This is a genomic window from Yersinia kristensenii (genome assembly GCF_900460525.1).
Lineage (GTDB): Bacteria > Pseudomonadota > Gammaproteobacteria > Enterobacterales > Enterobacteriaceae > Yersinia > Yersinia kristensenii.
Map to the genome: position 1 here is coordinate 2,470,305 of NZ_UHIY01000001.1, position 24,235 is coordinate 2,494,539.

Consider the following 24,235-nt stretch of genomic DNA (forward strand, 5'->3'; position numbering starts at 1 on the left):
GAATGACGTCAACCAGTGCTCATCCTAAAAGTAAGCTTATGAAACGTTTTGCCGCTTTAGGGCCATACCTACGTGAAGGGCAGTGCCAGAATGACCGATTTTTCTTTGATTGCTTGGCTGTGTGCGTCAATGTGAAGCTTGCTCCAGAGAAGCGTGAGTTCTGGGGATGGTGGATAGAACTGGAACCCGCAGTTGACCATTTTACCTATGTTTACCAGCTCGGCCTGTTTAATAAAGATGGCAACTGGAAAGCGGAAAAGATTAAAGATCCTGAAGTACAAGAGAAACTGGAGACTACGCTACGTGGTTTCCATAAACGCCTGGCCGAGATGCTAACTTCCATTGAAATGAGATTGGAGCCGGCGCAAGATTTCAGTGAGCAGCCGGTTAAGTTGTCGGCGTAAAAATAGACCTGTTTAACTGGCATTGCAGGCTTGCACTCAACCTGCAATGCCAATTAAGAAGCTGATACGCAAAGTACTTGGCATAACGGCTCCCGCCTGTTAAAAAGACTCCTATACCCTTTCTTTTATTCTTCATCCCAACGGCAGAAAAATTATGAGTGGCAGCCAGACTTTGGTTGTGAAATTGGGGACGAGTGTTCTGACTGGCGGCTCCCGTCGTCTCAACCGTGCCCATATTGTTGAATTGGTGCGCCAATGCGCCCAGCAACACGCAAAAGGTCATCGTATTGTTATTGTTACTTCCGGAGCCATTGCGGCCGGGCGTGAACACTTGGGTTATCCGGAATTACCCGCCACTATTGCCTCGAAGCAATTATTAGCCGCGGTCGGGCAAAGTCGGCTTATTCAACTTTGGGAACAGTTGTTCTCAATCTACGGTATCCATATCGGTCAGATGTTGCTGACCCGGGCTGATTTAGAAGATCGCGAGCGTTTCCTCAATGCCCGTGACACCATGAATGCTTTATTAGATAACCGTATCGTGCCGGTAATCAATGAAAATGATGCCGTGGCTACCGCTGAAATCAAAGTGGGTGATAACGATAATCTCTCAGCATTGGCCGCCATTCTGGCCGGTGCCGACAAGCTACTGTTACTGACTGATCAAGCCGGGCTGTACACCGCCGATCCGCGCAATAATCCAGCAGCTGAATTAATCCGCGAAGTGCATGGTATCGACGATGCTTTGCGCGGAGTGGCGGGCGACAGTGTCTCCGGCTTGGGTACTGGCGGCATGGCGACAAAATTACAGGCCGCGGATGTGGCGTGTCGTGCTGGTATTGATGTCGTGATTGCTGCGGGCAGTCAGGTGGGGGTTATTGCTGATGTGATTGAGGGGACGCCAGTAGGCACCCGATTCCACGCGCTGGAAACACCACTGGAAAACCGTAAGCGCTGGATTTTTGGCGCGCCGCCCGCAGGTGAAATCACCGTCGATGATGGTGCTGTTATTGCTATTATGGAACGGGGCAGTTCGCTATTGCCAAAAGGTATTCGTAGCGTGCTGGGGAATTTCTCACGTGGCGAAGTTATTCGTATCCGCAATCTCAGTGGGCGCGATTTGGCTCACGGTGTATCGCGCTACAACAGTGATGCTTTACGCATGTTAGCGGGGCACCATTCGCAACAAATCAGTGAAATTCTCGGGTATGAATACGGCCCAGTGGCTGTTCATCGTGACGATATGATTGTCAGCTAAGGAGCAAGTATGAGCATACTGGAACAGATGGGGAAAGCCGCTAAGCAGGCTTCCTGGCAATTGGCGATGCTGAGTACGGCAAAGAAAAATCAGGCTTTGGCCGTGATAGCCAATCTGCTTGAATCTGAAAGTCAGGCCATTTTACAGGCTAATGAACAAGATATGGCGGCTGCACGTGACAGTGGCATGAGTGAGGCGCTGCTGGATAGGTTGCTGCTTAGCCCCGCACGTTTAGCCGCCATTGCGAATGATGTGCGCCAGGTATGCCGGCTGAATGACCCTGTAGGCCGCGTGATTGACGGCAGTTTGCTCGACAGTGGCTTAAAGCTGGAGCGCCGCCGCGTACCTCTGGGTGTCATTGGTGTTATTTATGAAGCGCGCCCTAATGTTACAATTGATGTGGCTAGCTTATGCTTGAAGACCGGCAACGCGGTTATTTTACGGGGCGGTAAAGAGACACACCATACTAATCAGGCGACAGTGAAAGTTATCCAGCAAGCGCTGGAGCAATGTGGCTTACCGCCCGCTGCGGTACAGGCGATCGAAAGCCCAGATCGCGAGTTGGTCACTCAATTGCTGCGTATGGACAACTATATCGATATGTTGATTCCACGTGGGGGCGCGGGCTTACATAAACTGTGCCGTGAGCAATCGACTATTCCGGTTATCACCGGAGGTATTGGTGTTTGCCATACCTTTGTCGATGAAAGTGCCGACTTTGAAAAAGCGCTGCTGGTGATCGAAAATGCTAAAGTTCAGCGCCCAAGTGCGTGTAACTCACTGGAAACTTTGCTGGTTCATCAGGCAATCGCCGAGTGCTTCCTGCCAGTGTTAAGTGCCAGAATGCATGCATCCGGTGTGACATTGCATGCCAGCTCGCAAGCTATGCCGTATCTGGCGGAAGGTAAAGCCAAGGTTATGCCTGTGGAAGCTGCCGATTACGATGATGAATGGTTATCTCTGGATCTCAATGTGGATATTGTGGCTGATATCGATGCTGCTATCGACCATATCCGTGAACATGGTACCAGCCATTCTGATGCTATTTTGACCCGCTCGCTGAGCAGCGCCGAACATTTTGTTCGTGCGGTTGATTCTTCAGCTGTTTATGTCAATGCCAGTACGCGTTTCACTGATGGCGGCCAGTTTGGTTTGGGCGCAGAAGTGGCCGTTAGTACGCAAAAACTTCATGCCCGTGGCCCAATGGGATTAGATGCACTGACAACTTATAAGTGGATTGGTTATGGTGATGATTTAGTCCGCATTTAAGATACTTGGCATCTTCAATCACTTTAAAGCGACATTTGGCACCTGCCGATGTCGCTTTATTTTTATCTTGCCATTTCCCATTGCGGAAACCTGAGATAATAAATCCGCTGTATTGTGAAATAGATCATTATTCAATGAAACACAGTTATAGCTATTCATAACTTTCTTTCCTAAAAAATAGACAACCAAACACTTGTTTGGTTATTTTCTGATTAATACTTATCTTATTGATTATCTATCCTTATTTTTAGAGGAATATTCTGTATATAAAATCAACACTGTTTAAATTTAATTTAATAACAGGAATAACTTGAGTTACTTCACAAAAAAATGACTGTAATTGCGTGATAACGTGCTTACGATCATTCTCCCAACTTTGAAACAGATTAATAAAATATGCTTTACTCTATCTAATCAAAATAATAAAACAGACACATGTTTAAAAACAAACAAGTGTCCATTATGACCAGCCGAGAAAAGCAAATATTGCAGCTTCTGAGACGAGATCCGTTGATCCCCCAGCAAGAAATTGCCGATATTATAGGCATAAGTCGCTCGGGTGTTGCCGGCCACATTATGAATCTGATGCAAAAGGGCTATATCAAAGGGAAAGGATATATATTATCTGAGCACAGCTACGTGGTGGTGATTGGCTCTGTCAATATGGACGTTTGTGGTTATGCTGCCAGCAAACTTATTTATGAAGACTCTAACCCGGGAAAAATAAAATGCACCCCGGGTGGGGTGGGTCGAAACATTGCTGAGAATATCGCGTTATTAGGAAAAGAATGTCATTTGATTTCAGTGGTGGGCGATGACTTTTACGGTGCCACATTGATTGATGAGGCCAAACGAGCCGGTGTTAATGTCAGTAATTGCCATAGTCTTCATGGGGAAAATACCTCAACTTATGTTTCGTTACTGGATAATAGTGGTGAAATGCTGGTGGCAATTAATGATATGCGTATTTTAGAAAAATTAACGCCATCATTATTGGCTACCACTAAAGAATTAATTCAACATGCGGGAATTCTCGTCGTTGACTGTAATTTAACAGAAGAATCACTCTCATGGATATTTACCAACGCCGGTAATGTACCGGTCTTTGTCGATACGGTATCCGCTTTCAAAGCGCCCAGAATTAAGAACTGGCTGTCTCATATTCATACATTGAAACCTAATCGCCTTGAAGCAGAAATACTGAGTGGCATGAAGATTGATAGTCGCAATGATATTCCAGCTGTAGCGAATTGGTTCCATCAACAAGGTGTTCAGCGGCTGGCACTGAGTATGGGTAAAGATGGCGTTTATTTCAGCGAAATTGATGGGCAGACCGGCTGGTCATTGCCATTGAATATCAACATTGTGAATGTGACTGGTGCCGGAGACGCCATGATGTCAGGGCTGGCAAGTTGCTGGCTCGATGACATGGAGTTTGCTGAGAGTATCCGTTTTGCTCAAGGGTGTTCAGCATTAACACTTTCTTCGGAACTGACCAATAACCCCAATCTGTCGAATGGCAGTGTCAAAAAACTATTGGAATTACAACCATGAAAAATAATGAAATGGCACAATCTTATTTAGATATATCACCCGAAGTTGCGCTGGCCTTGGCGCAAAATAAAGCCGTCGTGGCGTTGGAATCTACCATTATTTCTCATGGGATGCCTTACCCACAAAACGTTGAAACGGCTTTACTTGTTGAACAGAAAATTCGTGAAAATGGCGCAATTCCTGCCACAATTGCAGTCATAAATGGCCGAATGAAAGCGGGATTATCACGTGATGAAATAGAATTGTTGGGGAAAGAAGGCCATAGCATCATGAAGGTCAGTCGCCGTGATTTACCTTTTGTGGTGGCTAATGGGCAACATGGTGCCACAACAGTGGCTTCCACCATGATTATTGCGGAAATGGCCAATATTAAAGTTTTTGCAACCGGAGGCATTGGTGGTGTACATCGAGGCGCGGCAACGACATTTGATATTTCAGCTGATTTACAAGAACTGGCGAAAACAAATGTAACCGTGGTGTGTGCGGGGGCTAAATCTATTTTGGACTTGGGTTTAACCACTGAATATCTGGAAACCAATGGCGTTCCGGTTATTGGTTATCAAACCCGCTCACTACCTGCATTCTTTTGCCGTACCAGTCCGTTTGAGGTCAGTATTACTTTAAACACAGCGGAACAAATTGCTGCGGCAATGAATGCCAAGTGGGGAATGGGGCTACGCGGGGGGATGGTTGTTGCTAATCCAATTCCTGAACAATATGCGCTATCAGAAAGTATGATTAATGCTGCTATTGAGCAGGCAGTTAAAGAATCAGAAGAACAGGGCGTTATTGGTAAGGAAAGTACACCATTCCTATTAGCCCGAGTTGCTGAATTAACCGGGGGGGACAGTTTAAATGCCAATATTCAGTTGGTATTTAATAATGCAAAATTGGCAGCTAAAATCGCCTGCTCATATCAAAGTATTATTTAATATGTAGAAAGGTAATACGCCTTAAATAGTGTCCTTATTACAGTTGCTAAATAATAGCTCATATCTTTGAGGTGCCCTGACACATTCGTTGTCCGAGGGGCACCTTTTCGGGCATGGGCCTATCTATATAGGTACTTCGGGGGATTTATGGATTTATTGCGTAGTTTAGCAGGGATGTGTATATTATTACTTATTGCCTATATTTTCTCGGTAAATAAAAGAAAAATAAGATTGAGAACGGTAGGGGCGGCATTATTACTGCAAATAACGTTAGGTGCAGTGATGCTATATGTCCCCGCAGGGAAGTGGTTTATCTCCTCTATTGCTAATGCAGTTAATAGAGTTATTTCTTATAGCGATGCCGGTAGCGCATTTATTTTTGGTGGTTTAGTTAGCCCCAAAATGAATGAGTTATTTGATGGTGCAGGTTTTGTTTTCGCTTTCCATGTGTTACCAGCCATTATTTTTATCACATCACTAATATCCATCCTTTATTATCTGGGGATTATGGGCTGGTTGATCAATATTCTTGGTTCTATTTTTCAAAAATTACTGGGTATCAGCAAAGTTGAGTCATTTGCTGCTGTGACGACTATTTTCTTGGGGCAAAATGAAATTCCTGCCGTGGTAAAGCCCTTTATTAATAAAATGAACAGTAATGAGCTGTTTACCGTGATTTGTAGCGGTATGGCATCCATCGCGGGTTCTATGTTGGTTGGATATGCTGGCCTCGGCGTTCCAATTGAATATTTATTGGCGGCGTCATTGATGGCTATCCCTGGGGGGATACTGTTTGCTCGAATTATCAGCCCTGCGACTGAAGAGTCAAAAGTAGAGTTTAATGAAATGACTTTCAGTGATAAACGCCCAGCCAGTATTATTGAAGCCGCCGCTAATGGTGCGATGCTGGGGCTGAAAATTGCAGTAGGGGTGGCTACTGTGGTGATGGCCTTTGTCGCGTTGATAGCATTAATTAATGGTATTATTGGCGGTATCGGTGGCTTATTTGGTTTTGAGCACCTGAGTCTTGAAAGTATGCTTGGTTATGTGTTCTCGCCTCTGGCTTATATTATGGGGGTGTCGTGGGAACATGCTTCCTTGGCTGGCGGTTTTATTGGCCAAAAGTTAGCAATTAATGAGTTTGTCGCCTATCTGAGTTTCTCTCCTTATCTGAAAGAAACTATCGGGACGTTAGATGTAAAAACTATTGCTGTTATTTCTTTTGCTCTGTGCGGTTTCGCCAATTTTGGCTCGATTGCTGTGGTAGTGGGGGCTTTTAGTGCCGTTGCCCCTGAAAGAGCCTCTGAAATCGCCCGTTTAGGATTCCGTGCATTACTAGCGGCGACATTATCTAACTTGATGAGTGCCACTATTGCCGGTTTGTTTATCGGTTTGGGGAACTTATTGCCGGGGTAGGGTGAAGAGAAATATCATTAGGTTGACATAACACTCAGTGCATTAATCTGCCAATAGCAGGGTTAGTGCACTTATTTCATATTTAACTTAACGGATGGCGCTTGAGGTAATAACTGATTTTATAATCCGCCGGATTAAAGGTAATCACCGAAAAATCCACAATAACTCCATCAGTAGTATTAGACACGGCCAATAATTGTATTAACAGGGTTCGTGGGTCGCAATGGAGCTGTAAAGCGAACTCCTGGCTAGCAACAATGGGTAAAAATGTCTGTCGGCAACCCTCAATCTGGTAATTAGCCTGTTTTTCGATAAAGTCATATTTTGATGATTCAAGATGGTGGTAGGTTAAATCCGGCATCAAAGTGACAGGCAGGTAACTTTCCTCTATTTGAATAATCTGTTTGTCCGCATAGCGTAATCGCTTGATATAATATGTTTTATCATCTTGTTGGATATTTAATTGGCTGGCAATAGCTTGTGGAGCTCTAATAATCTTGAATTCAGACACTTCTGTATGTGGTGTCTTACCGAGCATTTTCATGTGTTCAGTAAAACTGTTTAGATGATTATTATCGTGTTTAAGGTCTTTCCCAATAATAAAAGTACCCCGGCCCTGTTGGCGTTCTAATAAACCATCCTGAATTAAAACATCCAATGCTTTTCTGACGGTCATTCGTGATACGCCAAAACGTTCAGCTAACTGAATTTCAGAGGGCAAGCAGTCACCCACAGAAACATCTTGATGATTTATTAACTTCCGGATATTGGTGACTAGATTTTTATATACCATTTTTATACCTATTTGGATGGAGATGCTCATCACGGATATTTTTACAACATACTGAAAAATAATTATTAAAATTAAATCGGCATAAAAAAAAGTTCAAACGTCTAACTTTGAATAAAATAATATACAAGTGTGACTAACGATTTAATGCAATGTCGATCACATATTTTTATCAATCGCCAAATCATAACCTGTCTATTCCATAGAGTGATGACTATTCACATTCAAGAGGGAAACTGTCATGTTAAGTTCGTTTAATCGGTTTGGCGGGGCAATGCTCGGTGCGGTGCTACTCTTTCCTTTTGCTGGGATGATAGTCGGCCTATCTTTGGTGCTGCAAAACCCGACTTTTGCTAGTCCAGACGGTTTATTTTTCCAATTATTAAAAATCATTGAATCCGGTGGCTGGACTGTCTTTAACAATATGGGGCTGTTATTCGCTGTTGGCTTACCGATTAAATTGGCAAATAAAGCGCCAGCATCAGCCTGTTTGGTTTCTTTAATTACCTATCTGACCTTCAATGCTTTTCTTGGGGCAATGTGTGAAGTTTGGGGCGCACATTGGGGAGTTAATTTCGCACAAGAAACAGGTGGTACCAGTGGCCTGGCGATGATTGGTGGTATTAAAACACTGGATACCAGTGTGATTGGTGCAATTCTATGTGGCAGCTTGGTTACCTGGATTCATAACCGTTATTACTCAACCAAATTACCTGACTATATCAGTATCTTCCAGGGTGCGGCTTTCGTTAACATTCTGGGTTTTATTGTCATGTTACCGCTGGCATTTATAACATTAATGCTATGGCCAAAAGTGCAATTAGGCATGATTTCATTGCAAGGTTTTATTCTGCATGCCGGTAATTTTGGGATCTGGTGTTATATCTTCCTGGAAAAGATTTTACTGCCTACCGGTCTTCATCACTTTGTTTATAGTCCTTTCCAATATACTGATGTTGCTGTACCTGGTGGCACTACCCTGTATTGGCTCACCCATTTACAAGAATTCAGCCAATCTACTGAACCTTTAAAACAGCTTTTCCCGGCAGGTGGTTTCGCCATGCAGGGTAATGGTGCGGTATTTGGTGGTTTGGGGATGGCGTTGGCAATATACAGCACCGCAAAACCGGAAAATAAAGCCAAAGTGGCGGGCTTGCTGATTCCGGCAACAATTACCAGCATGTTTATCGGTATTACTGAACCGCTGGACTTCACCTTCCTGTTTATTGCCCCGGCGCTATTTGTGGTGCATGCCATGCTTTCAGCCACCATGACAGTCGTGATGTATAGCTTGGGTGTTGTAGGGAACTTTGGTTCTGGAATACTTGAGTGGGCAACACAAAACTGGATACCGATGTTCAGTAACCATGCCAATGTCATGATAACTCAAGTTATTGTTGGTGTTATTTTCAGTGGCATCTACTTCCTGATATTCCGTGTTTTGATTCTCAAATTTAATTTCAAAACATTGGGCCGTGAAGACAGTGATCTCAAGCTTTATTCAAAACAAGATTACAAGCAGAAAGGCGAAAGTCAGGGCGATGAGTTCCAACAGCGCGCCAGTGCTTATTTAGAAGCAGCAGGTGGGAAAGACAATATTGCCAGCTATACCCACTGCTTTACCCGTTTGAGATTAGTTGTAAAGGACATTAGCCGTGTTCAACCTAGTACAGCATTCAAAGCCTATTCCGCGATTGAGGTTTATAAAAATGGTAATGATGTGCAGGTGATTGTTGGCAACAATGTGACGCATATTTATGAACAATTTGCAGAGTTGATGAATTAAGGAGTTTTTAGATGAAAAAATCATCCATTTTGATTGCTGGTGGTGGTTCAACCTATACCCATGGCATTATTCTTATGCTGTTGGATAATTTACACCGTTTCCCTATTTCGGAAATAAAACTGTATGACAATGATGGCTCACGCCAAGAAATTGTCGGTAAAGCTTGCGAGATTATTCTGCGTGAACAATCCAGCGGAATAAAGTTCTCCTACACTACTGATCCCCAAGCCGCTTTTAGCGGGGTTGATTTCGTGATGGCACATATTCGGCAGGGCAAACTTCCGATGCGTGAAAAAGATGAAAAAATCCCAATGAAATACGGCTGTGTTGGGCAAGAGACTTGTGGTGCTGGGGGAATTGCTTATGGTATGCGCTCTATTAGCGGGGTGCTGGAAATTCTTGATTATATGACAGAGTATTCCCCCAATGCCTGGATGCTCAATTACTCTAATCCGGCCGCTATTGTTGCTGAGGCGACTCGGCGCTTACGCCCTACAGCACGTATTTATCATATTTGCGATATGCCTATCAGTATTGAAGAGGCAATGGCTAAAATACTGCACTATCCTTCCGCAGAAGATTTAGAAACTCGTTATTACGGACTCAATCATTTTGGCTGGTGGAGTTCTGTGCGTGATAAAACTACCGGCGAAGATTTAATGCCGAAATTGGCTGAGCACGTAAGGAAGTATGGTTATGCTGATGAGCACGGCGAGGGCAAAGAAGAAATAAGTTGGAATGAAACTTTTGCTAAAGCTCGCGATAGTTTTGCGCTAGATCCCAGCAGCTTCCCAAATACCTATTTGCAATATTATCTGTACGGCGACGATATGGTGGCGCATACCTCACCAGACCATTCCCGTGCAAATGAAGTCATGGAAGGCCGGGAAAAATTTGTGTTTGATGAGTGTCGCAAAATTATTGCTGAGGGCAGTGCGGAAAACACTCAACTTAAAATTGATGAACATGCGTCCTATATCGTTGATTTGGCACAGGCTATTGCATTTAATACCAAGCGCCGCATGTTATTGATTGTGCCTAATAAAGGTGTCATCAGTAATTTTGATCATGATGCGATGGTTGAGGTGCCTTGTCTGGTGGGCGCGGAAGGGGTCGAGCCATTGGCTATTGGCGATATTCCGACTTTCCAGCGTGGCCTGTTATATCAGCAACATGCAGTAGAAAAATTAGTGGTAGATGCTTGGATTGAAAAATCCTACCAAAAACTGTGGCAAGCATTGACATTATCTAAAACTATTCCAAGTGCCAAAGTGGCGAGGTTGATTTTAGATGATTTAATTGAAGCCAATAAAGCTTACTGGACGTTGAACTAGCCCGCAGAGTGAGCCTCAAGGATGAGGTTCATTCATCCCCACAAGCTTACACGAGCCAGTGACTAGGGTGACAACTTCTATTAATACTTAATGCCAGGAGCAAATTTGGATGCTGCTTGCAGCATGACGGGGGACTGTAACGGTGTACCAGATCCGCGAGAGGCCAACACCAAGGACTCACGACTTATAAAAAAATCATTAAAGTATTTCTACAGCTTGCCGATACTGGTGTCTGATATTTATATGCTTTTAATAATAATCTGGTTAGCCAGGGCAATAAATTAAAGATGGGGAATGGCAGGTGAGCGAAACGTCTAAAGAGAACTTTGTAAAAACCAACAAATTAGCGATCTGTGCAATTCTTCGTGATCTAAAGAAGAACGACACCGCAGTGATGGTCACTCATGCTCGCGGGCAGTTTATTAGCCGTATTCTGGATGTGCTTCCTGACTCGAATCAGTTTATTTTTGATTTTGGCAGTGTCACTCATGAAAACATCGCTGCACTGGCTGCTAACCAACTGACAATTATTGCAGAACCTACCGGCGCTAAAATTGAATTTACCTGCAATCCACTGAAAGAAATCGCGTATTTATCTTTACCCGCTTTCAGCACCTTCATTCCTGACAGCCTTTATTTTATTCAACGTCGGGAATATTTCCGGGTAAGTATTCCTCAATGGCCTGCTTATTATTGCGCAGGGAAATTTGCCAACGGCACGAAATTCTCCTATACATTAGCGGATGTTTCTTTGGGGGGGATGGGGGTATATGCCATCAAAGGCAGCGAGTTCCCGGTACAAGGGTGTGGCATTCTACGTGATGTGTCAGTTGATTTGTGTGGTTTTGGTATTTTTAAATTGGATTTACAGTTTATCCGAGCCATCGATAAACAAGTGGTAAATAACAAAGGTGAAACCCTCACTGTGCAGCGACTGAGTTTTAAATTCTCTCGTTTAAGCCCAATTCAGGAAAAAGGATTGCAACGGGCTATTTTTGAACTGGAAAAACAGCAAACCGCCAAAGCCCGAAAATTTCAGGATGGTATTTAGTTTCTGAAACTATAGGGTGATTACCTGCGGTCTGTGTAATAGTAGGCAGGCAGCAGGTATTTCAATTTCCTTTCTGGTTATGTTTATAACCGTTTGTTTTTTCTTTCTCATTTCATGCCCGGATCCCTGTTTTTTTCTTTGGGCTATAATTAATATCTTTCAGCTTTATTGCTGTTGCATCTTTATACGTATTGACAGCTTTTACTCGCCTCTTTTTTGACTGAACGTTTTTACGTGTCAGCCTTTTGTTTTCCACCTTCACTCAGCATTTTGACAGCATTCTGCCTACAGGGGAGTTTTCTGCTCAATATCACGCGGCTCGCACCACTCAGGAGGCTCACCTGAGTCATTCGTTTGGATAGGTTTTTCTCCAGCTATCCCCGATTTTTTGTTATGCAGACTGCCATAAAACTGTATGAGCACCGGACCAGAAGGTATCTATGAAATTATTTCTTAAGACTATTCTTGGACAGCGCCCCCTGTGGGGAGCACGAACGACAGTCACTCCCTGGCATGATTTTGCTCCGGTAAGGGAGGAATTATTCAGTGTGGAACGGTTGGAGCAACATGCTGAAAGCCTTGCTAAAGCGCAGTCGATAACTACCCATCCGCCACGGGTGTCCACTTTGCATGCTCGTCTGGATGATAACGCCAATACATTGTTGGCGGCGTATCGGGCCAGTGCTGCAGAGTTGGAAATGGGCCGCGCAGTAGTCCCTGCGGCAGAGTGGTTGCTGGATAATTATCATCTGGTCGAAGAGCAAATCCGCGAGATTCGTGACGATTTGCCACCGGGTTATTATCGTCAATTACCTAAATTGGCCGACGGGCCCTTTGCTGGCTATCCGCGTGTATTGGGCATTACTTGGGCATTTGTGGCGCATACCGACAGTCACTTGGATCCTGAAATCTTATGCCGTTTTATTATGGCGTATCAGCGAGTTCAACCGCTGACCATCGGCGAGTTATGGGCGGTCGCTATCACACTGCGTATCGTGTTGATAGAGAACTTACGTCGCCTGGCTGATCAGATAACACAAGGGCGTAAAGCGCGTGCCGATGCTGAGGCGCTGGCAAATAGGTTATTAAAAACCGGGGATAGCCGATTAGCGCTGGAGTCCGATATTGCGATGCGTTCTACGGAGCCCCTATCTGAGCAATTTGCATCTCAGTTGGCGAAGCGGCTACGAGACCAAGATCCACGCACCACCCCCGCGTTAGGATGGCTGGAAGATCGCCTGAAATTACAAGGAGTAACGGTCGGCGAAGTGGTGCAACATGCCCAATTACGGCAAGGTGCTTCCAACGTTTCAGTGCGAAATGTGATTACCAGTATGCGGTTGATTTCGGATATTGATTGGGCTGATTTGTTTGAGAGTGTCAGCTTGGTAGACGAATGCTTACGGCAGGGAAGTGCCTTTGCCTGCATGGATTTTCAAACCCGCAATCTGTACCGCAGCGCTATCGAACAATTATGCCGTGGCTCGACTTTCACTGAACTGGAGGTTGCCAGTCTTGCTTTGCAAGCAGCACAGAATGGAGCCGCCACGGCTGAACCTGAAAATGTCGACCGCTGTCGTGACCCCGGTTATCACTTGATTGGTGCCGGGCGGCGTGAACTGGAAAATCAGATCAGATTCAGCCCATCAATGCGATTGTGGTTTAGTCGTTTGAGCATTCGACTCGGTGTTGGCGGCTATATGGGGGCGATTTTACTGGTCACGGCTGGATTACTGGCATTGGCACTGTGGGCGATCTCTTTCCCCGGTTTGGCGACCGGATGGCTCGTGTTATTGGCTTTAATTGGCTTTATTCCGGCCACTGAAGTCGCGACTGCACTGATAAATCGCATTATTACCTGGAGCTTCGGTGCCACGATTTTGCCGGGGCTGGAATTGACCAACGGCGTACCCGATGAGTTGCGTACCTTGGTGGTGGTGCCGACGTTGCTGACCAGTAAGGCAGATTTACTGGAGCAAATTGACCAACTAGAAGTTCATCATTTGTCGGGCACGACCGGCTCTCTTACTTTTGCCCTATTGCTGGATGGGGTGGATGCAGATACTCAGGTGGTCGCGAGTGATGGCCCGCTCTTGGCTTTGGCTAATGAAGCTATTGCCCGGCTTAATCAACAATATGGCCCCGGCCCGGCGGGCCCGCGTTTCCTGTTGCTCTACCGGCAGCGGATATTTAATGAAAGCGAAAATCGCTGGATGGGCTGGGAGCGCAAGCGGGGTAAGTTGCATGAGCTTAACCGCCTGTTACGCGGAGCCACGGATACTTCATTTATTGCCACCGCCGCCGGTGAGCCACTGGTGCCTGCGGATGTGCGGTATGTGATTACACTGGATGCCGATACCCGCCTTCCCCGTGATGCTGCACTGCGTTTGATTGGCAAAATGGCGCATCCGCTGAATCGGCCGCGTTTTAGTATTGACCAACAACGGGTGGTTGATGGTTACGGCATTCTCCAGCCGCGAGTGACGTTGGCATTGCCAATGGGTAAAGGAAGTTCATTGTATCAATGGATTTTTTCCGGCCCCGGAGGTATGGATCCTTATGCCGCTGCAGTGTCGGATGTTTATCAGGATATGTTTGGTGAAGGCTCTTACACCGGTAAAGGTATTTATGATGTTGATGCTTTTGAGGCGGCATTAGCGGGCAGAGTGCCGGATAATACATTACTCAGTCATGATCTGTTTGAGGGGGTTTTTGCGCGGGCTGGCTTAGCCTCCGATATTGAAGTGGTTGAAGAGTCACCGGCGCGCTATGACGTGGTGACCAAACGCCAACACCGTTGGACTCGGGGTGACTGGCAGTTGTTACCCTGGATTGTTGGAAATAACAAAGAGAGTAACAGTGTCCCGCTGTTGGGCCGTTGGAAGATGGTTGATAACCTGAGGCGTTCATTAGTTGCGCCCTTTACCTTGCTGCTGCTGGGGATCAGTTGGATGCTACCCATGCCTGCCGCGTGGATCGGCGTGTTGCTGGTGATCGTGCTAACCGCGTTGCCCTCTTTCTTGCCGATTTTGTTCTCACTTTGGCCAGCCCCAAATACCCGACTTAGTAACCATTTACGCTCCTTATTAGACGATGCCAAACGCGCCGGTAGCCAGACCTTACTTTCGTTGGTTTTTCTGGCCGACCATGCCTGGCAAATGGCGGATGCTATTGGCCGAACACTGATTCGCCTGTTTATAACGCATCGGAATCTATTGGAATGGACGACCGCAGCTCAATCCGCAGGGAAGCCACGGCCCGGTTTAGCGGGTTTTTATCGCCATATGGCTGGCGGCACATTATTCAGCTTACTAATGGCTGCCGTTGCACTGATTGTCTCCCCCCATGCCTGGCCGCTGATCTTGCCTTTTGCCGCACTTTGGCTGTTTGCGCCCGCGATGGCATTGTGGGTTAGCCGTGCTCATCAGGTGGCGCAACATCATCCGATGACCGCGGACGATATTCCTGAATTGCGCTTAATCGCCCGCCGCACCTGGCGTTTCTTCGAAACCTTTGTCACACCAGATGAAAATATGCTGCCGCCTGATAATTTTCAGGAAGACCCAAAACCGGTAGTGGCGCACCGGACATCGCCGACCAATATGGGCCTGTATTTACTTTCGACCGTGGTGGCACGTGATTTTGGTTGGGCAGGGACGTATCGCACTTTGGTACGGCTGGAAACCACGTTTGAAACCTTTCATAAATTGGCCCGTTTTCGGGGGCATTTCTTTAACTGGTATGGCACGCAGGACTTGCGAGCACTGGAACCGGTTTATGTTTCTTCCGTCGACAGTGGGAATCTGGCCGGGCATTTAATTGTATTGGCCAATACCTGTGAAGAGTGGGCGGCAGAGCCGCTAGCGGCTAACGGCGCTAACGGGTTGATGGATAACCTGCTATTAGCGAAAGCCGCATTTAGCGAATTACCACCGGGGGATGATGATTTTAAACGCAAACTCTGGGCGGTCCTGGCACAAATTCGCATGGATTTAAAAAATGTCGGTGAAGCTGAAATGCTGCCGCTGACATTGAAACCTTTGTTGGCAAAAGCTTCTGCGATGGTGCATGGCGTTGCTCGCCCAATCGATGACAATGCATTTATTGATTTAAGTTATTGGATTGAAGCATTGATTGTGGCCGCCGCAGAACATGAATATGACCAGCAATTAACCCAAGAGATGCAGGAGCAAGTTGCTGACCGGTTGCTCAAATTGGCAGCCGAAGCTCGCCATTTGGCGTTGGCGATGGACTTTGCTTTCCTGCTCGATCCTGAACGCAAATTACTGTCTATCGGCTATTCGTTGGCAGATAACCGCCTTGACCCGAGCTGCTACGATTTGCTGGCGTCGGAAGCCCGGCTCGCCAGCTTGTTTGCTATCGCCAAAGGGGATGTTCCTACCCGGCATTGGTTCCGTTTAGGGCGGGCAGCCACCCCGATTGGCAACGGCGCGGCGCTGATTTCATGGTCGGGTTCGATGTTCGAATATTTGATGCCGTCATTGGTGATGCGAGCGCCAGCGGGGAGTTTATTGGAGCAAACCAATCAGTTAGTGGTGGAACGGCAACAGTCTTATGGGCGCAGTTTGAATATTCCGTGGGGGATATCTGAATCGGCATACAGTGCGCGTGATATCGAGTTTACCTATCAATATTCTAACTTCGGTGTGCCGGGGTTGGGGCTAAAACGCGGCTTATCAGAAAACACTGTCATCGCGCCTTATGCCACTGGTTTGGCTACTATGATTGACCCCCATGGCGCATTACAAAATTATGAGCGGCTGGCCAAGATGGGCGCGCTGGGGCGCTATGGTTTTTATGAAGCACTGGACTTTACCCGCTCCCGATTGCCGGAAAATCAGTCGGTAGTGATTGTTCGCAATTATATGGCACACCATCAGGGGATGACCATTGTGTCTATCGCCAATACTGTGCAGCAGGGGCGGATGCGCAACCGCTTCCATCGTGAGCCGATGATTCAAGCCTGTGAGTTATTGCTCCAAGAACGTATGCCGCGCAATGTGGCTATTGCTTACCCGCGTACCGAGGAAGTTTTGCTTTCCGCTGTAGCAGACAGTGCATTGCCCACCGTACGCCGCCTCTCTTCGCCAGTTATCGGGCCGCCTATCACTCATCTGTTATCCAATGGTCGTTATGCCGTGATGTTGACCACTGCCGGTGCCGGTTATAGCCGCTGGTTGGATGTCGCGGTCACCCGCTGGCGGGAGGATGCCACCAGTGATGATGACGGTTCCTTTATTTTCCTGCGAGATTTGCGCAGTGGCCGCAGTTGGTCGGCGGGGGCACAATTAGCCGCCAGCGATAATGCGCATCGCGAGGTCATTTTTGGTGAGGATCATGCTGAGTTTATCTGCCGCGACGGCACACTCACCAGCACCATGAATGTGTTGATCTCCAGTGAAGACGATGGTGAAGTTCGCCGCGTTTCGTTGCTGAACACTGGCCGCCGCGCGCGGGAGATTGAACTGACTTCTTATGCTGAAGTGGTGCTCACTGCGGCGGCTACCGACCATGCCCATCCGGCATTCGCCAAAATGTTTGTGGTCACCGAATTCTTACCGGAACTGGGGGCATTAATTGCTACGCGGCGGCCTCGCACGGCGCAAGAGCCTCAGGTCTGGGCAGCACATTTCGCGGTGGCCGATGGTTTGCCGGTATCGGTATTGCAATATGAAACCGACCGCGCGAAATTTATTGGCCGTGGTAACCGGGTCGCGACCTCAACCGCGATGCAAGTGGGCGAGTCACTGTCGAATACGGTGGGGACGGTGCTTGACCCGATATTCTCATTGCGCCAAAGCTTACTGGTTCCGGCTGGTAAGACGGTCACCGTCTCCTTCTGGACATTGATTGCATCATCAAAAGAAGCGTTGCTGGACAGTGTAGATAGACACCGTGACCGCAGCGCCTATGACCGGGCCAAAACACTGGCCTGGACTCAGGCTCAGGTACAATTGCGCCATCTGGAAATCAAAGCGGAAGAAGCGGCCGATTTTCAGCAATTGGCAGCGCCGATTCTGTATGCCGATGCTCGCTTCCGCTCGCCGTCCATAACTATCATGCGTGGGGCGGGGGTCCAGTCAATGTTATGGGCGCAATCAATCTCCGGCGATTTGCCAATAGTCTTGCTACGTATTGAAGATATTGAGGACATTGAGCAAGTTCGGCAATTGCTGCGCGCACATGAATACTGGCGTATGAAACGGCTGGCCGTTGATTTGGTTATCATCAATGAGCGGGCCTCTTCTTATGTGCAAGATTTGCAAATTGCTATTGAAACCGCGGTGCGCAGTAGCCAATCGCGCCCTCGTTTTGGTGATGAGCTTCGCCAAGGGTCGGCATATGCTTTGCGGGCTGATTTGATGAGTGCCGAAACGCGCGCGTTATTACATTCGGTTGCACGGGTGGTGCTTTCCGCTCGTTATGGCACTTTGGGTAATCAACTGAATCATCTCTTGTTCACTCTCGACAAAAAAGTGGTTCCGTCCAATAAAAAGCTATTTGCATCAGATAAAAAGTTATTCATAACTGATAAGAAATTAATTGCACAAGATAAAAAAACAGGGTTTTCCCTGATTAAATCTGCAAATTTGTCGACAACCTCTCCGTTGCCGTTATCGAAAACATTGTTACCGCGGCCTGACAATCTGGAGTTCTTCAATGGGCTGGGCGGTTTTGGTCAACAGGGGCGGGAGTATGTCATTTACCTCAATGATGGGGAGAGCACGCCAGCGCCTTGGATCAATGTTATTTCAAATCAAACCTTTGGTTTCCAGGTTTCCGCGACGGGCAGTGGCTATACTTGGGCCGAAAATAGTCGGGAAAGCCAGATAACGCCGTGGCTGAATGATCCGGTCATTGATTCGTCTGGTGAATGCCTGTATCTGCGTGATGAAGATTCCGGCCAAGTGTGGAGCCCGACAGCGCAGCCAATCCGTGATGGCGGCACTTACATTGCCCGCCATGGTCATGGCTACAGTCGGTTCGAGCATCAGGCTAATGGTATTGGTATGACGTTGCTGCAATATGTGCCGCTGGCGGACCCTATTAAGATATCTCGACTGACATTGCATAATATGTCGGATAAACCACGGCGTATCTCCGTCACGGCCTACGCCGAGTGGGTCTTAGCGACGTCGCGCGGTGCTACTGGGCCATTTATCATCACCGAGATAGATGAATCTACCGGCGCGATGTTAGCGCGTAATCCTTGGAGCACCGCATTCCCCGGCAGAGTTTCTTTTGCCGACCTCAATGGTCAGCAAAACAGTTGGACGGCGGACCGCAGCGAGTTCCTTGGCCATTATGGCAATAGCGCCGCGCCGCTTTCATTGCGTGAAAAAATACCGCTATCAGGTACGACAGGGGCGGGGTTTGACCCGTGCAGCGCGCTACAGCAGACCCTTGAACTGGCCGCCGGTGAGCAGGTAGAAGTGGTTTGGTTTGTGGGCCAGAGCCCCTCCGTGAGTGACGCGCAAGCATTGATTACGCACTACCGCGCTGCAAATCTGGATGCGGTGCTGACGGAAGTGATTGATTATTGGCGCACGGTGTTGGAAGCGGTTCAGGTGAAAACGCCAGACAGACAAATGGATATCATGCTCAATGGTTGGCTGCTGTATCAAACACTGGCCTGCCGGGTCTGGGCAAGGTCGGCGTTTTATCAGGCCAGTGGCGCTTATGGTTTCCGTGATCAGCTACAAGATGGTATGGCGCTGACCTTTGCTCTACCGGAGACCACGCGTCACCATCTGTTGCGGGCGGCCGGGCGGCAATTTATTGAAGGCGATGTTCAGCATTGGTGGTTACCGCATTCAGGGCAGGGGGTACGCACCCGAATCTCTGATGATCGGGTTTGGCTCTCTTATGCGACGGCCACTTATATACTTGCCAGCGCTGATGCTGGGGTATTGGATGAAATCGTGCCTTTCCTCGAGGGGCCGATATTGCATCCGGGCGAACACGATGCTTTCTTCCAGCCATTAGTAGCGCAGGAAACCGCCTCTCTGTTTGAACACTGTGCCAAAGGGCTGGATCAATGCATTGAACTGACCGGCGAGCTGGGTCTGCCATTGATGGGGACGGGCGACTGGAATGATGGGATGAATCGGGTCGGTGAAGAAGGAAGAGGAGAAAGTGTCTGGTTAGGTTGGTTGCTGGTGGCGACCCTGAAAATGTTTATTCCGTTGGCAAAAGAACGTGATCCGCAGCGGGCCAGCCAGTGGCAGCACCACCTCACGGGCTTAATTGCGGCATTGGAACGGGAAGCCTGGGACGGTAATTGGTATCGACGTGCCACTTTTGATAACGGCCGTTGGTTAGGTTCAAAAGAATGCGAAGAATGCCGCATAGATTCTATTGCGCAATCATGGGCGGTGTTATCCGGAGCAGCCGATCCCCAGCGGGCTGTGCAGGCCATGACCTCGCTGGAGCAGCATCTCATTCGCCCTAATGATGGGATGGCGCTGTTGTTCACTCCTCCTTTTGATAAAACGCCGGATGATCCTGGCTATATCAAAGGTTATCCACCGGGATTGCGTGAAAATGGCGGGCAATATAGTCATGCTGCAATGTGGGTGATTCTTGCTTTTGCCGAGTTGGGGGAGGGGGATAAAGCACATGATTTGTTTGCCTTACTTAATCCGATAAATCATGGCGATAGCTCTGAGGGGATTGCGCGTTATAAAGTTGAACCCTATGTCGTGGCCGCTGATGTTTACTCTGTTGCACCGCATGTTGGGCGCGGCGGTTGGACGTGGTATACCGGCTCAGCGGGTTGGATGCATCGTGCGGGTATTGAAGGTATTCTGGGTATCCGGCGCGAAGGGAAAGAATTGGTGATTAATCCTTGTATTCCAGCCAGTTGGCCGGGTTTTGACGTGACGATTAACCTTGCCAATACGCGCTATGCTATCCGCGTCGAAAGCCCGGCACAGCGCTGTCAGGGGATCAGTTCAGCGACATTGAATGGCTCTCCTCTCGCCTATCAGCCTGATGGATTACGGGTTGCGCTGGATGGGGGGGAGTACGAACTGATTATCATTTTGTAGCGGTTATTAACTGAGTCGAGGTAGGTATGACTGATTCGATAGAAGAGTCAATCAGCGCTATCTCGACTTAACAAAATAAAAGCTAAAAAATATGTTGAATTATCATGCAACTGACCCAATATTATAAGAAGAATAATAAGGAGAATTAAGTATGGGGATCAGCGAAGAAGAGAGTATCCGCCGTCTGACTGATGAGAAAAGCTCGATTGGTCATTCGGCTAAATGGGTAGCAATCATTTCTGCTGTCTATTTCGTTATTATGCTGTTTTACCAGCATGAATTGGGTGTATTAACCTTAGCGGGTGGGATTTTTTTGGTGTCATTCTCAATTTGGATGAAAAAACGCCAGAAAGTGAAATCTTATAAGAATCAGCTGCAACAGATGGGCGATGATAAAATGGTGTAATCTCATACCCACACATCAATTAGACTGATTGATCAGAAGCAGAGCAGGTGCAATACCTGATGAACTGTGATTCTCAGCCTTTTCCCCTATTTTCGTTTGCACTCTTGCAAGCGCATTCTGTTTATTGCCTTTATCGTACTTATGACTTGTCAGTCGATTTCAGCGATTTAGACATATTAAATCCCGTCACTACAAATGCCATTTGCTCATATAGTCTCTTCGCCTGCGGATTATCTGCCGCGACGCGCAGCTTTATTTCAAATATCCCTTGGGCAACCAGCAGTTTTTCTAATTCCTGTAAACAGGCTGAGCCATAACCTTGCCGCTGACATTGTGGCAGCACATAGAAATCTTTAATAAAGGCCGCATTATCATTTGGCCCCAAACCAAACCACAAGTAGCCCACCAGTTGTTCATTGAGCTCGGTGTTATCTTTATTCTCGAGACAAAACAGATGATCGCCAGAGCTATTAACGCCGTCTGGTAGGTAGCTATCAAAGAGATGTGTGGCGTGAGCAACGGCCTGTTCGGTGCTATAGCTGCTGTTGGATGATAAATCTTGTGCATATTCGGAAATAAATAAATTCCGATAGACGGTGAGTTCGTCAGTACGCATTGCTCTGAGTGTGACCATGATGTTTTTCCTAATAAAACGCGCTATTGTGATTATTCAGTCTTGAGTCGGGTAGATTTAACTGAGTAAATGTAGAGTAACGCTTTTTAGGTAAAAAAATATATAAAATAAATCAGATAGTTAAATCATTGATGGGAATGTTATGACAACACAAAATAGCCATAAAAATGCAGTTGAAAGGCAGTTTGGTGATCAGGCAAATGCCTATTTGACCAGTGCGGTGCATGCTCAGGGTAAAGATTTACAGCGCCTGGCGACTCTACTGCAACCCCATAGTGATGCCCGTCTGCTTGATCTCGGTTGTGGTGCCGGACATGCCAGCTTTGCCGCTGCGGCCGTGGTTAAATCTGTGGTTTCTTATGATCTCTCCGCACAAATGTTGACAGTCGTCAGTCAAGCGGCAGCGGATAAAAAACTGACGAATATTGAGGTAAAACAAGGGTTAGCAGAATCATTGCCTTTTGATGATCGGAGCTTTGATGTTGTCATCAGCCGCTATTCAGCCCATCACTGGCATGATGTCGGCCAGGCTTTGCGCGAAGTTAAGCGGGTATTACGGCCCGGTGGCAAAGTTATCTTTATGGACGTGGTTTCCCCCGGTCATCCAGTCTTAGATATTTATCTACAAACGGTGGAGGTGCTACGTGATACTTCGCATGTCCGTAATTACTCACCGGGTGAGTGGTTGGCGCTGTTTACCGAAGCAGGATTGGCTATTAATGAAGTGACTTCCGATCGGTTATATTTGGAGTTCAGTAGTTGGATTGCCAGAATGCGTACCCCAGCACATTTTTCTAACGCAATTAGAGAGTTACAGAAATTAGCCTCTGATGGCGTGATTAACCATTATGAGATTCAAGCTGATGGTTCTTTTACCAGCGATATTATGATGATTGTTGCAAAACGTAGCTAAATATATCAAAAATTGGGTGGCGGTATATTATATCGACGCCCACACTTGGTTATTCCTCTTTATTTTTCCGTGCGACATAGATTAATTTATTTCCTCCTTATTCTCCTCACAATGATTGATGTTCTTTACATAGCATTACGCCCCCTTGCATTGGTTCGCTCATAATTAACCTCACAAAGACATTATATATCACCCGTTAGTTGGAGCATATTATGAAACTATTACCTATCATCGCCGCTGCACTTATTGCTACCGCCTCATTCGCCACTATGGCTGCACAAGAAGTCAGCCCAGCACAAGCGACTAAATTGCAAAGCATGGGGGTTATCTCTCTTTCTAATATCAGTGGTTCACCGACAGATGTGGAGTCGGCCCTGAATGCAAAAGCGGATGCTGATGGCGCGAGCCACTACCGTGTCATTGGTATTAGTAACCCTGGTGACTCGAGTAATTACAGTGCCAGTGCTGAGATTTACCGTTAATCTTGCACCCTAAGTGAACGTTAATGAAATAGTTAGATACAGTATTGGTATTGATTATAAGCCCGATATGACAATGGTAATTCATTGTTTTATCGGGCTTGATTGTTTCAGCTCTGCTGGTATTCATAAAGACAAATTTCTTCTATTGATATGCAGAAAATAGTTAACTATTAGAGCAATCTTAATGAGAACTTAAGGAAAATAAGGTGTTATTGTAGTCCATCCGGGTTTCCGAGGAGTGGCCATGCTAAACACTGTCCGGCGTAATTTTAAAAGTCAGTTTTCATACTTACAGCGTTTTATTGCCTCGCCACGCACCGTGGGTACATTGGCCCCATCTTCGCCTTGGTTATGTCAGGCGATGTTGAACCAGGTAAATTGGGAAAAAAGCCTTAATATCGCTGAGCTAGGGGCGGCTGATGGGGTGCTCACCAAGCGTATTTTGTCGCACATGTCAGAAAGCTCGCGCTTGCAGGCTTACGAAATCCAGCCTCATTTTGTGCATTCTCTGCATCAGATTAATGACTCTCGATTGCAGGTCGCTTTCCGATCTGCTGAACAATTGGATCAAGATTACGATGTGGTGTTTTGCTGTTTGCCACTATTATCAATCCCGACCAAGATAAGTATCAAGATATTACAGCAGGCCCAGCAGCGCTTGCGAGCCAATCAGGGCGTTTTGGTGTTATTCCAGTACAGCCACCTTTCCGAGCCTCTATTATCCCGCTATTTCACCTGGAAAAAGATACGCGTTGTGCGTAATTTCCCGCCGGCTTTGGTCTATATTTGTCAGCCTCGTTAGAGGCTCAGTTTGGTTATTACCCTCAGCTAAATTGCACTATTCTCTCTGGTTTGTCAGCGGATTATCAGGCGAAAAGCACAATTTTCTCTATTAATTAGGGGGTGTGCTGAGGGGGACTTTCAGCTACTTTTTC

16 protein-coding genes are annotated in these 24,235 nt (G+C 46.9%); 14 read left to right on the forward strand and 2 right to left on the reverse strand.

The window, feature by feature from the left end; all coding sequences use genetic code 11:
* Positions 1 to 2: 2 nt before the first annotated feature.
* The 6 genes from crl to DX162_RS11300 all read left to right on the forward strand — a co-directional run bounded on the left by crl (position 3) and on the right by DX162_RS11300 (position 6,833).
* On the forward strand, positions 3 to 404 hold the full coding sequence (gene crl / locus DX162_RS11275) for a sigma factor-binding protein Crl (protein ID WP_032820734.1): 402 nt from the start codon (positions 3 to 5) through the stop codon (positions 402 to 404).
* A gap of 154 nt (positions 405 to 558) precedes the next feature.
* Positions 559 to 1,662 (forward strand): glutamate 5-kinase, encoded by a 1,104-nt coding sequence (proB, locus tag DX162_RS11280; protein WP_004392304.1) that lies wholly within the window; start codon positions 559 to 561, stop codon positions 1,660 to 1,662.
* A gap of 15 nt (positions 1,663 to 1,677) precedes the next feature.
* A complete protein-coding gene (gene proA, locus DX162_RS11285) occupies positions 1,678 to 2,931 on the forward strand; it encodes a glutamate-5-semialdehyde dehydrogenase (protein WP_032820753.1) in 1,254 nt (417 codons plus the stop codon).
* A gap of 462 nt (positions 2,932 to 3,393) precedes the next feature.
* Positions 3,394 to 4,485, forward strand: a complete 1,092-nt coding sequence (locus DX162_RS11290; RefSeq protein ID WP_227744197.1) for a PfkB family carbohydrate kinase — start codon at positions 3,394 to 3,396, stop codon at positions 4,483 to 4,485.
* The gene (locus DX162_RS11295; protein WP_172460432.1) at positions 4,482 to 5,417 is read left to right on the forward strand and encodes a pseudouridine-5'-phosphate glycosidase; all 936 of its coding nucleotides are present in this window, start codon (positions 4,482 to 4,484) and stop codon (positions 5,415 to 5,417) included. The genes DX162_RS11290 and DX162_RS11295 overlap by 4 nt, the downstream gene beginning before the upstream one ends.
* 147 nt (positions 5,418 to 5,564) lie before the next feature.
* A complete protein-coding gene (locus DX162_RS11300; protein WP_004392298.1) occupies positions 5,565 to 6,833 on the forward strand; it encodes a NupC/NupG family nucleoside CNT transporter in 1,269 nt (422 codons plus the stop codon).
* Positions 6,834 to 6,915: 82 nt separating this feature from the next.
* Here DX162_RS11300 and DX162_RS11305 read toward each other — a convergent pair whose 3' ends face one another.
* Positions 6,916 to 7,626 carry a GntR family transcriptional regulator gene (locus DX162_RS11305; RefSeq protein ID WP_004392297.1) on the reverse strand — a complete coding sequence of 237 codons (711 nt, stop codon included), beginning with the start codon at positions 7,624 to 7,626 and terminating at the stop codon, positions 6,916 to 6,918.
* Positions 7,627 to 7,864: 238 nt separating this feature from the next.
* Here DX162_RS11305 and DX162_RS11310 point away from each other — a divergent pair, with 238 nt between their 5' ends.
* The 5 genes from DX162_RS11310 to DX162_RS11330 all read left to right on the forward strand — a co-directional run bounded on the left by DX162_RS11310 (position 7,865) and on the right by DX162_RS11330 (position 21,271).
* Positions 7,865 to 9,409 (forward strand): alpha-glucoside-specific PTS transporter subunit IIBC, encoded by a 1,545-nt coding sequence (locus DX162_RS11310; protein WP_004392296.1) that lies wholly within the window; start codon positions 7,865 to 7,867, stop codon positions 9,407 to 9,409.
* Between the two features lie 11 nt (positions 9,410 to 9,420).
* Positions 9,421 to 10,743 (forward strand): 6-phospho-alpha-glucosidase, encoded by a 1,323-nt coding sequence (locus DX162_RS11315; protein WP_004392295.1) that lies wholly within the window; start codon positions 9,421 to 9,423, stop codon positions 10,741 to 10,743.
* A 301-nt stretch (positions 10,744 to 11,044) separates the two neighbouring features.
* Positions 11,045 to 11,794 carry a flagellar brake protein gene (locus DX162_RS11320; protein ID WP_032820732.1) on the forward strand — a complete coding sequence of 250 codons (750 nt, stop codon included), beginning with the start codon at positions 11,045 to 11,047 and terminating at the stop codon, positions 11,792 to 11,794.
* Between the two features lie 440 nt (positions 11,795 to 12,234).
* Positions 12,235 to 20,865: a GH36-type glycosyl hydrolase domain-containing protein gene (locus DX162_RS11325; RefSeq protein WP_004392292.1), complete on the forward strand. Its 8,631-nt coding sequence runs from the start codon at positions 12,235 to 12,237 to the stop codon at positions 20,863 to 20,865.
* Positions 20,866 to 21,016: 151 nt separating this feature from the next.
* Complete coding sequence (locus DX162_RS11330; RefSeq protein ID WP_004392291.1) at positions 21,017 to 21,271, forward strand: hypothetical protein; 255 nt, start codon at positions 21,017 to 21,019, stop codon at positions 21,269 to 21,271.
* A gap of 139 nt (positions 21,272 to 21,410) precedes the next feature.
* Here DX162_RS11330 and DX162_RS11335 read toward each other — a convergent pair whose 3' ends face one another.
* Positions 21,411 to 21,905, reverse strand: a complete 495-nt coding sequence (locus DX162_RS11335; RefSeq protein WP_004392290.1) for a GNAT family N-acetyltransferase — start codon at positions 21,903 to 21,905, stop codon at positions 21,411 to 21,413.
* A gap of 142 nt (positions 21,906 to 22,047) precedes the next feature.
* On the opposite strand from DX162_RS11335, the gene DX162_RS11340 reads away from it, so the two are divergent.
* The 3 genes from DX162_RS11340 to DX162_RS11350 all read left to right on the forward strand — a co-directional run bounded on the left by DX162_RS11340 (position 22,048) and on the right by DX162_RS11350 (position 24,102).
* Positions 22,048 to 22,818: a class I SAM-dependent methyltransferase gene (locus DX162_RS11340; protein ID WP_004392289.1), complete on the forward strand. Its 771-nt coding sequence runs from the start codon at positions 22,048 to 22,050 to the stop codon at positions 22,816 to 22,818.
* A gap of 212 nt (positions 22,819 to 23,030) precedes the next feature.
* The gene (locus DX162_RS11345) at positions 23,031 to 23,300 is read left to right on the forward strand and encodes a YdgH/BhsA/McbA family protein (RefSeq protein WP_004392288.1); all 270 of its coding nucleotides are present in this window, start codon (positions 23,031 to 23,033) and stop codon (positions 23,298 to 23,300) included.
* 244 nt (positions 23,301 to 23,544) lie between these two features.
* Entirely contained in the window at positions 23,545 to 24,102 is a 558-nt protein-coding gene (locus tag DX162_RS11350) for a class I SAM-dependent methyltransferase (RefSeq protein ID WP_098081149.1), read from the forward strand.
* Positions 24,103 to 24,235: the final 133 nt, after the last annotated feature.

Coding starts and splice junctions, on each gene's coding strand:
- crl (WP_032820734.1), top strand. CDS start 3: ATGACGTCAACCAGTGCTCATCCTAAAAGTAAGCTTATGAAACGTTTT.
- proB (WP_004392304.1), top strand. CDS start 559: ATGAGTGGCAGCCAGACTTTGGTTGTGAAATTGGGGACGAGTGTTCTG.
- DX162_RS11290 (WP_227744197.1), top strand. CDS start 3,394: ATGACCAGCCGAGAAAAGCAAATATTGCAGCTTCTGAGACGAGATCCG.
- DX162_RS11295 (WP_172460432.1), top strand. CDS start 4,482: ATGAAAAATAATGAAATGGCACAATCTTATTTAGATATATCACCCGAA.
- DX162_RS11300 (WP_004392298.1), top strand. CDS start 5,565: ATGGATTTATTGCGTAGTTTAGCAGGGATGTGTATATTATTACTTATT.
- DX162_RS11305 (WP_004392297.1), bottom strand. CDS start 7,626: ATGGTATATAAAAATCTAGTCACCAATATCCGGAAGTTAATAAATCAT.
- DX162_RS11310 (WP_004392296.1), top strand. CDS start 7,865: ATGTTAAGTTCGTTTAATCGGTTTGGCGGGGCAATGCTCGGTGCGGTG.
- DX162_RS11315 (WP_004392295.1), top strand. CDS start 9,421: ATGAAAAAATCATCCATTTTGATTGCTGGTGGTGGTTCAACCTATACC.
- DX162_RS11325 (WP_004392292.1), top strand. CDS start 12,235: ATGAAATTATTTCTTAAGACTATTCTTGGACAGCGCCCCCTGTGGGGA.
- DX162_RS11330 (WP_004392291.1), top strand. CDS start 21,017: ATGGGGATCAGCGAAGAAGAGAGTATCCGCCGTCTGACTGATGAGAAA.
- DX162_RS11335 (WP_004392290.1), bottom strand. CDS start 21,905: ATGGTCACACTCAGAGCAATGCGTACTGACGAACTCACCGTCTATCGG.
- DX162_RS11340 (WP_004392289.1), top strand. CDS start 22,048: ATGACAACACAAAATAGCCATAAAAATGCAGTTGAAAGGCAGTTTGGT.
- DX162_RS11345 (WP_004392288.1), top strand. CDS start 23,031: ATGAAACTATTACCTATCATCGCCGCTGCACTTATTGCTACCGCCTCA.
- DX162_RS11350 (WP_098081149.1), top strand. CDS start 23,545: ATGCTAAACACTGTCCGGCGTAATTTTAAAAGTCAGTTTTCATACTTA.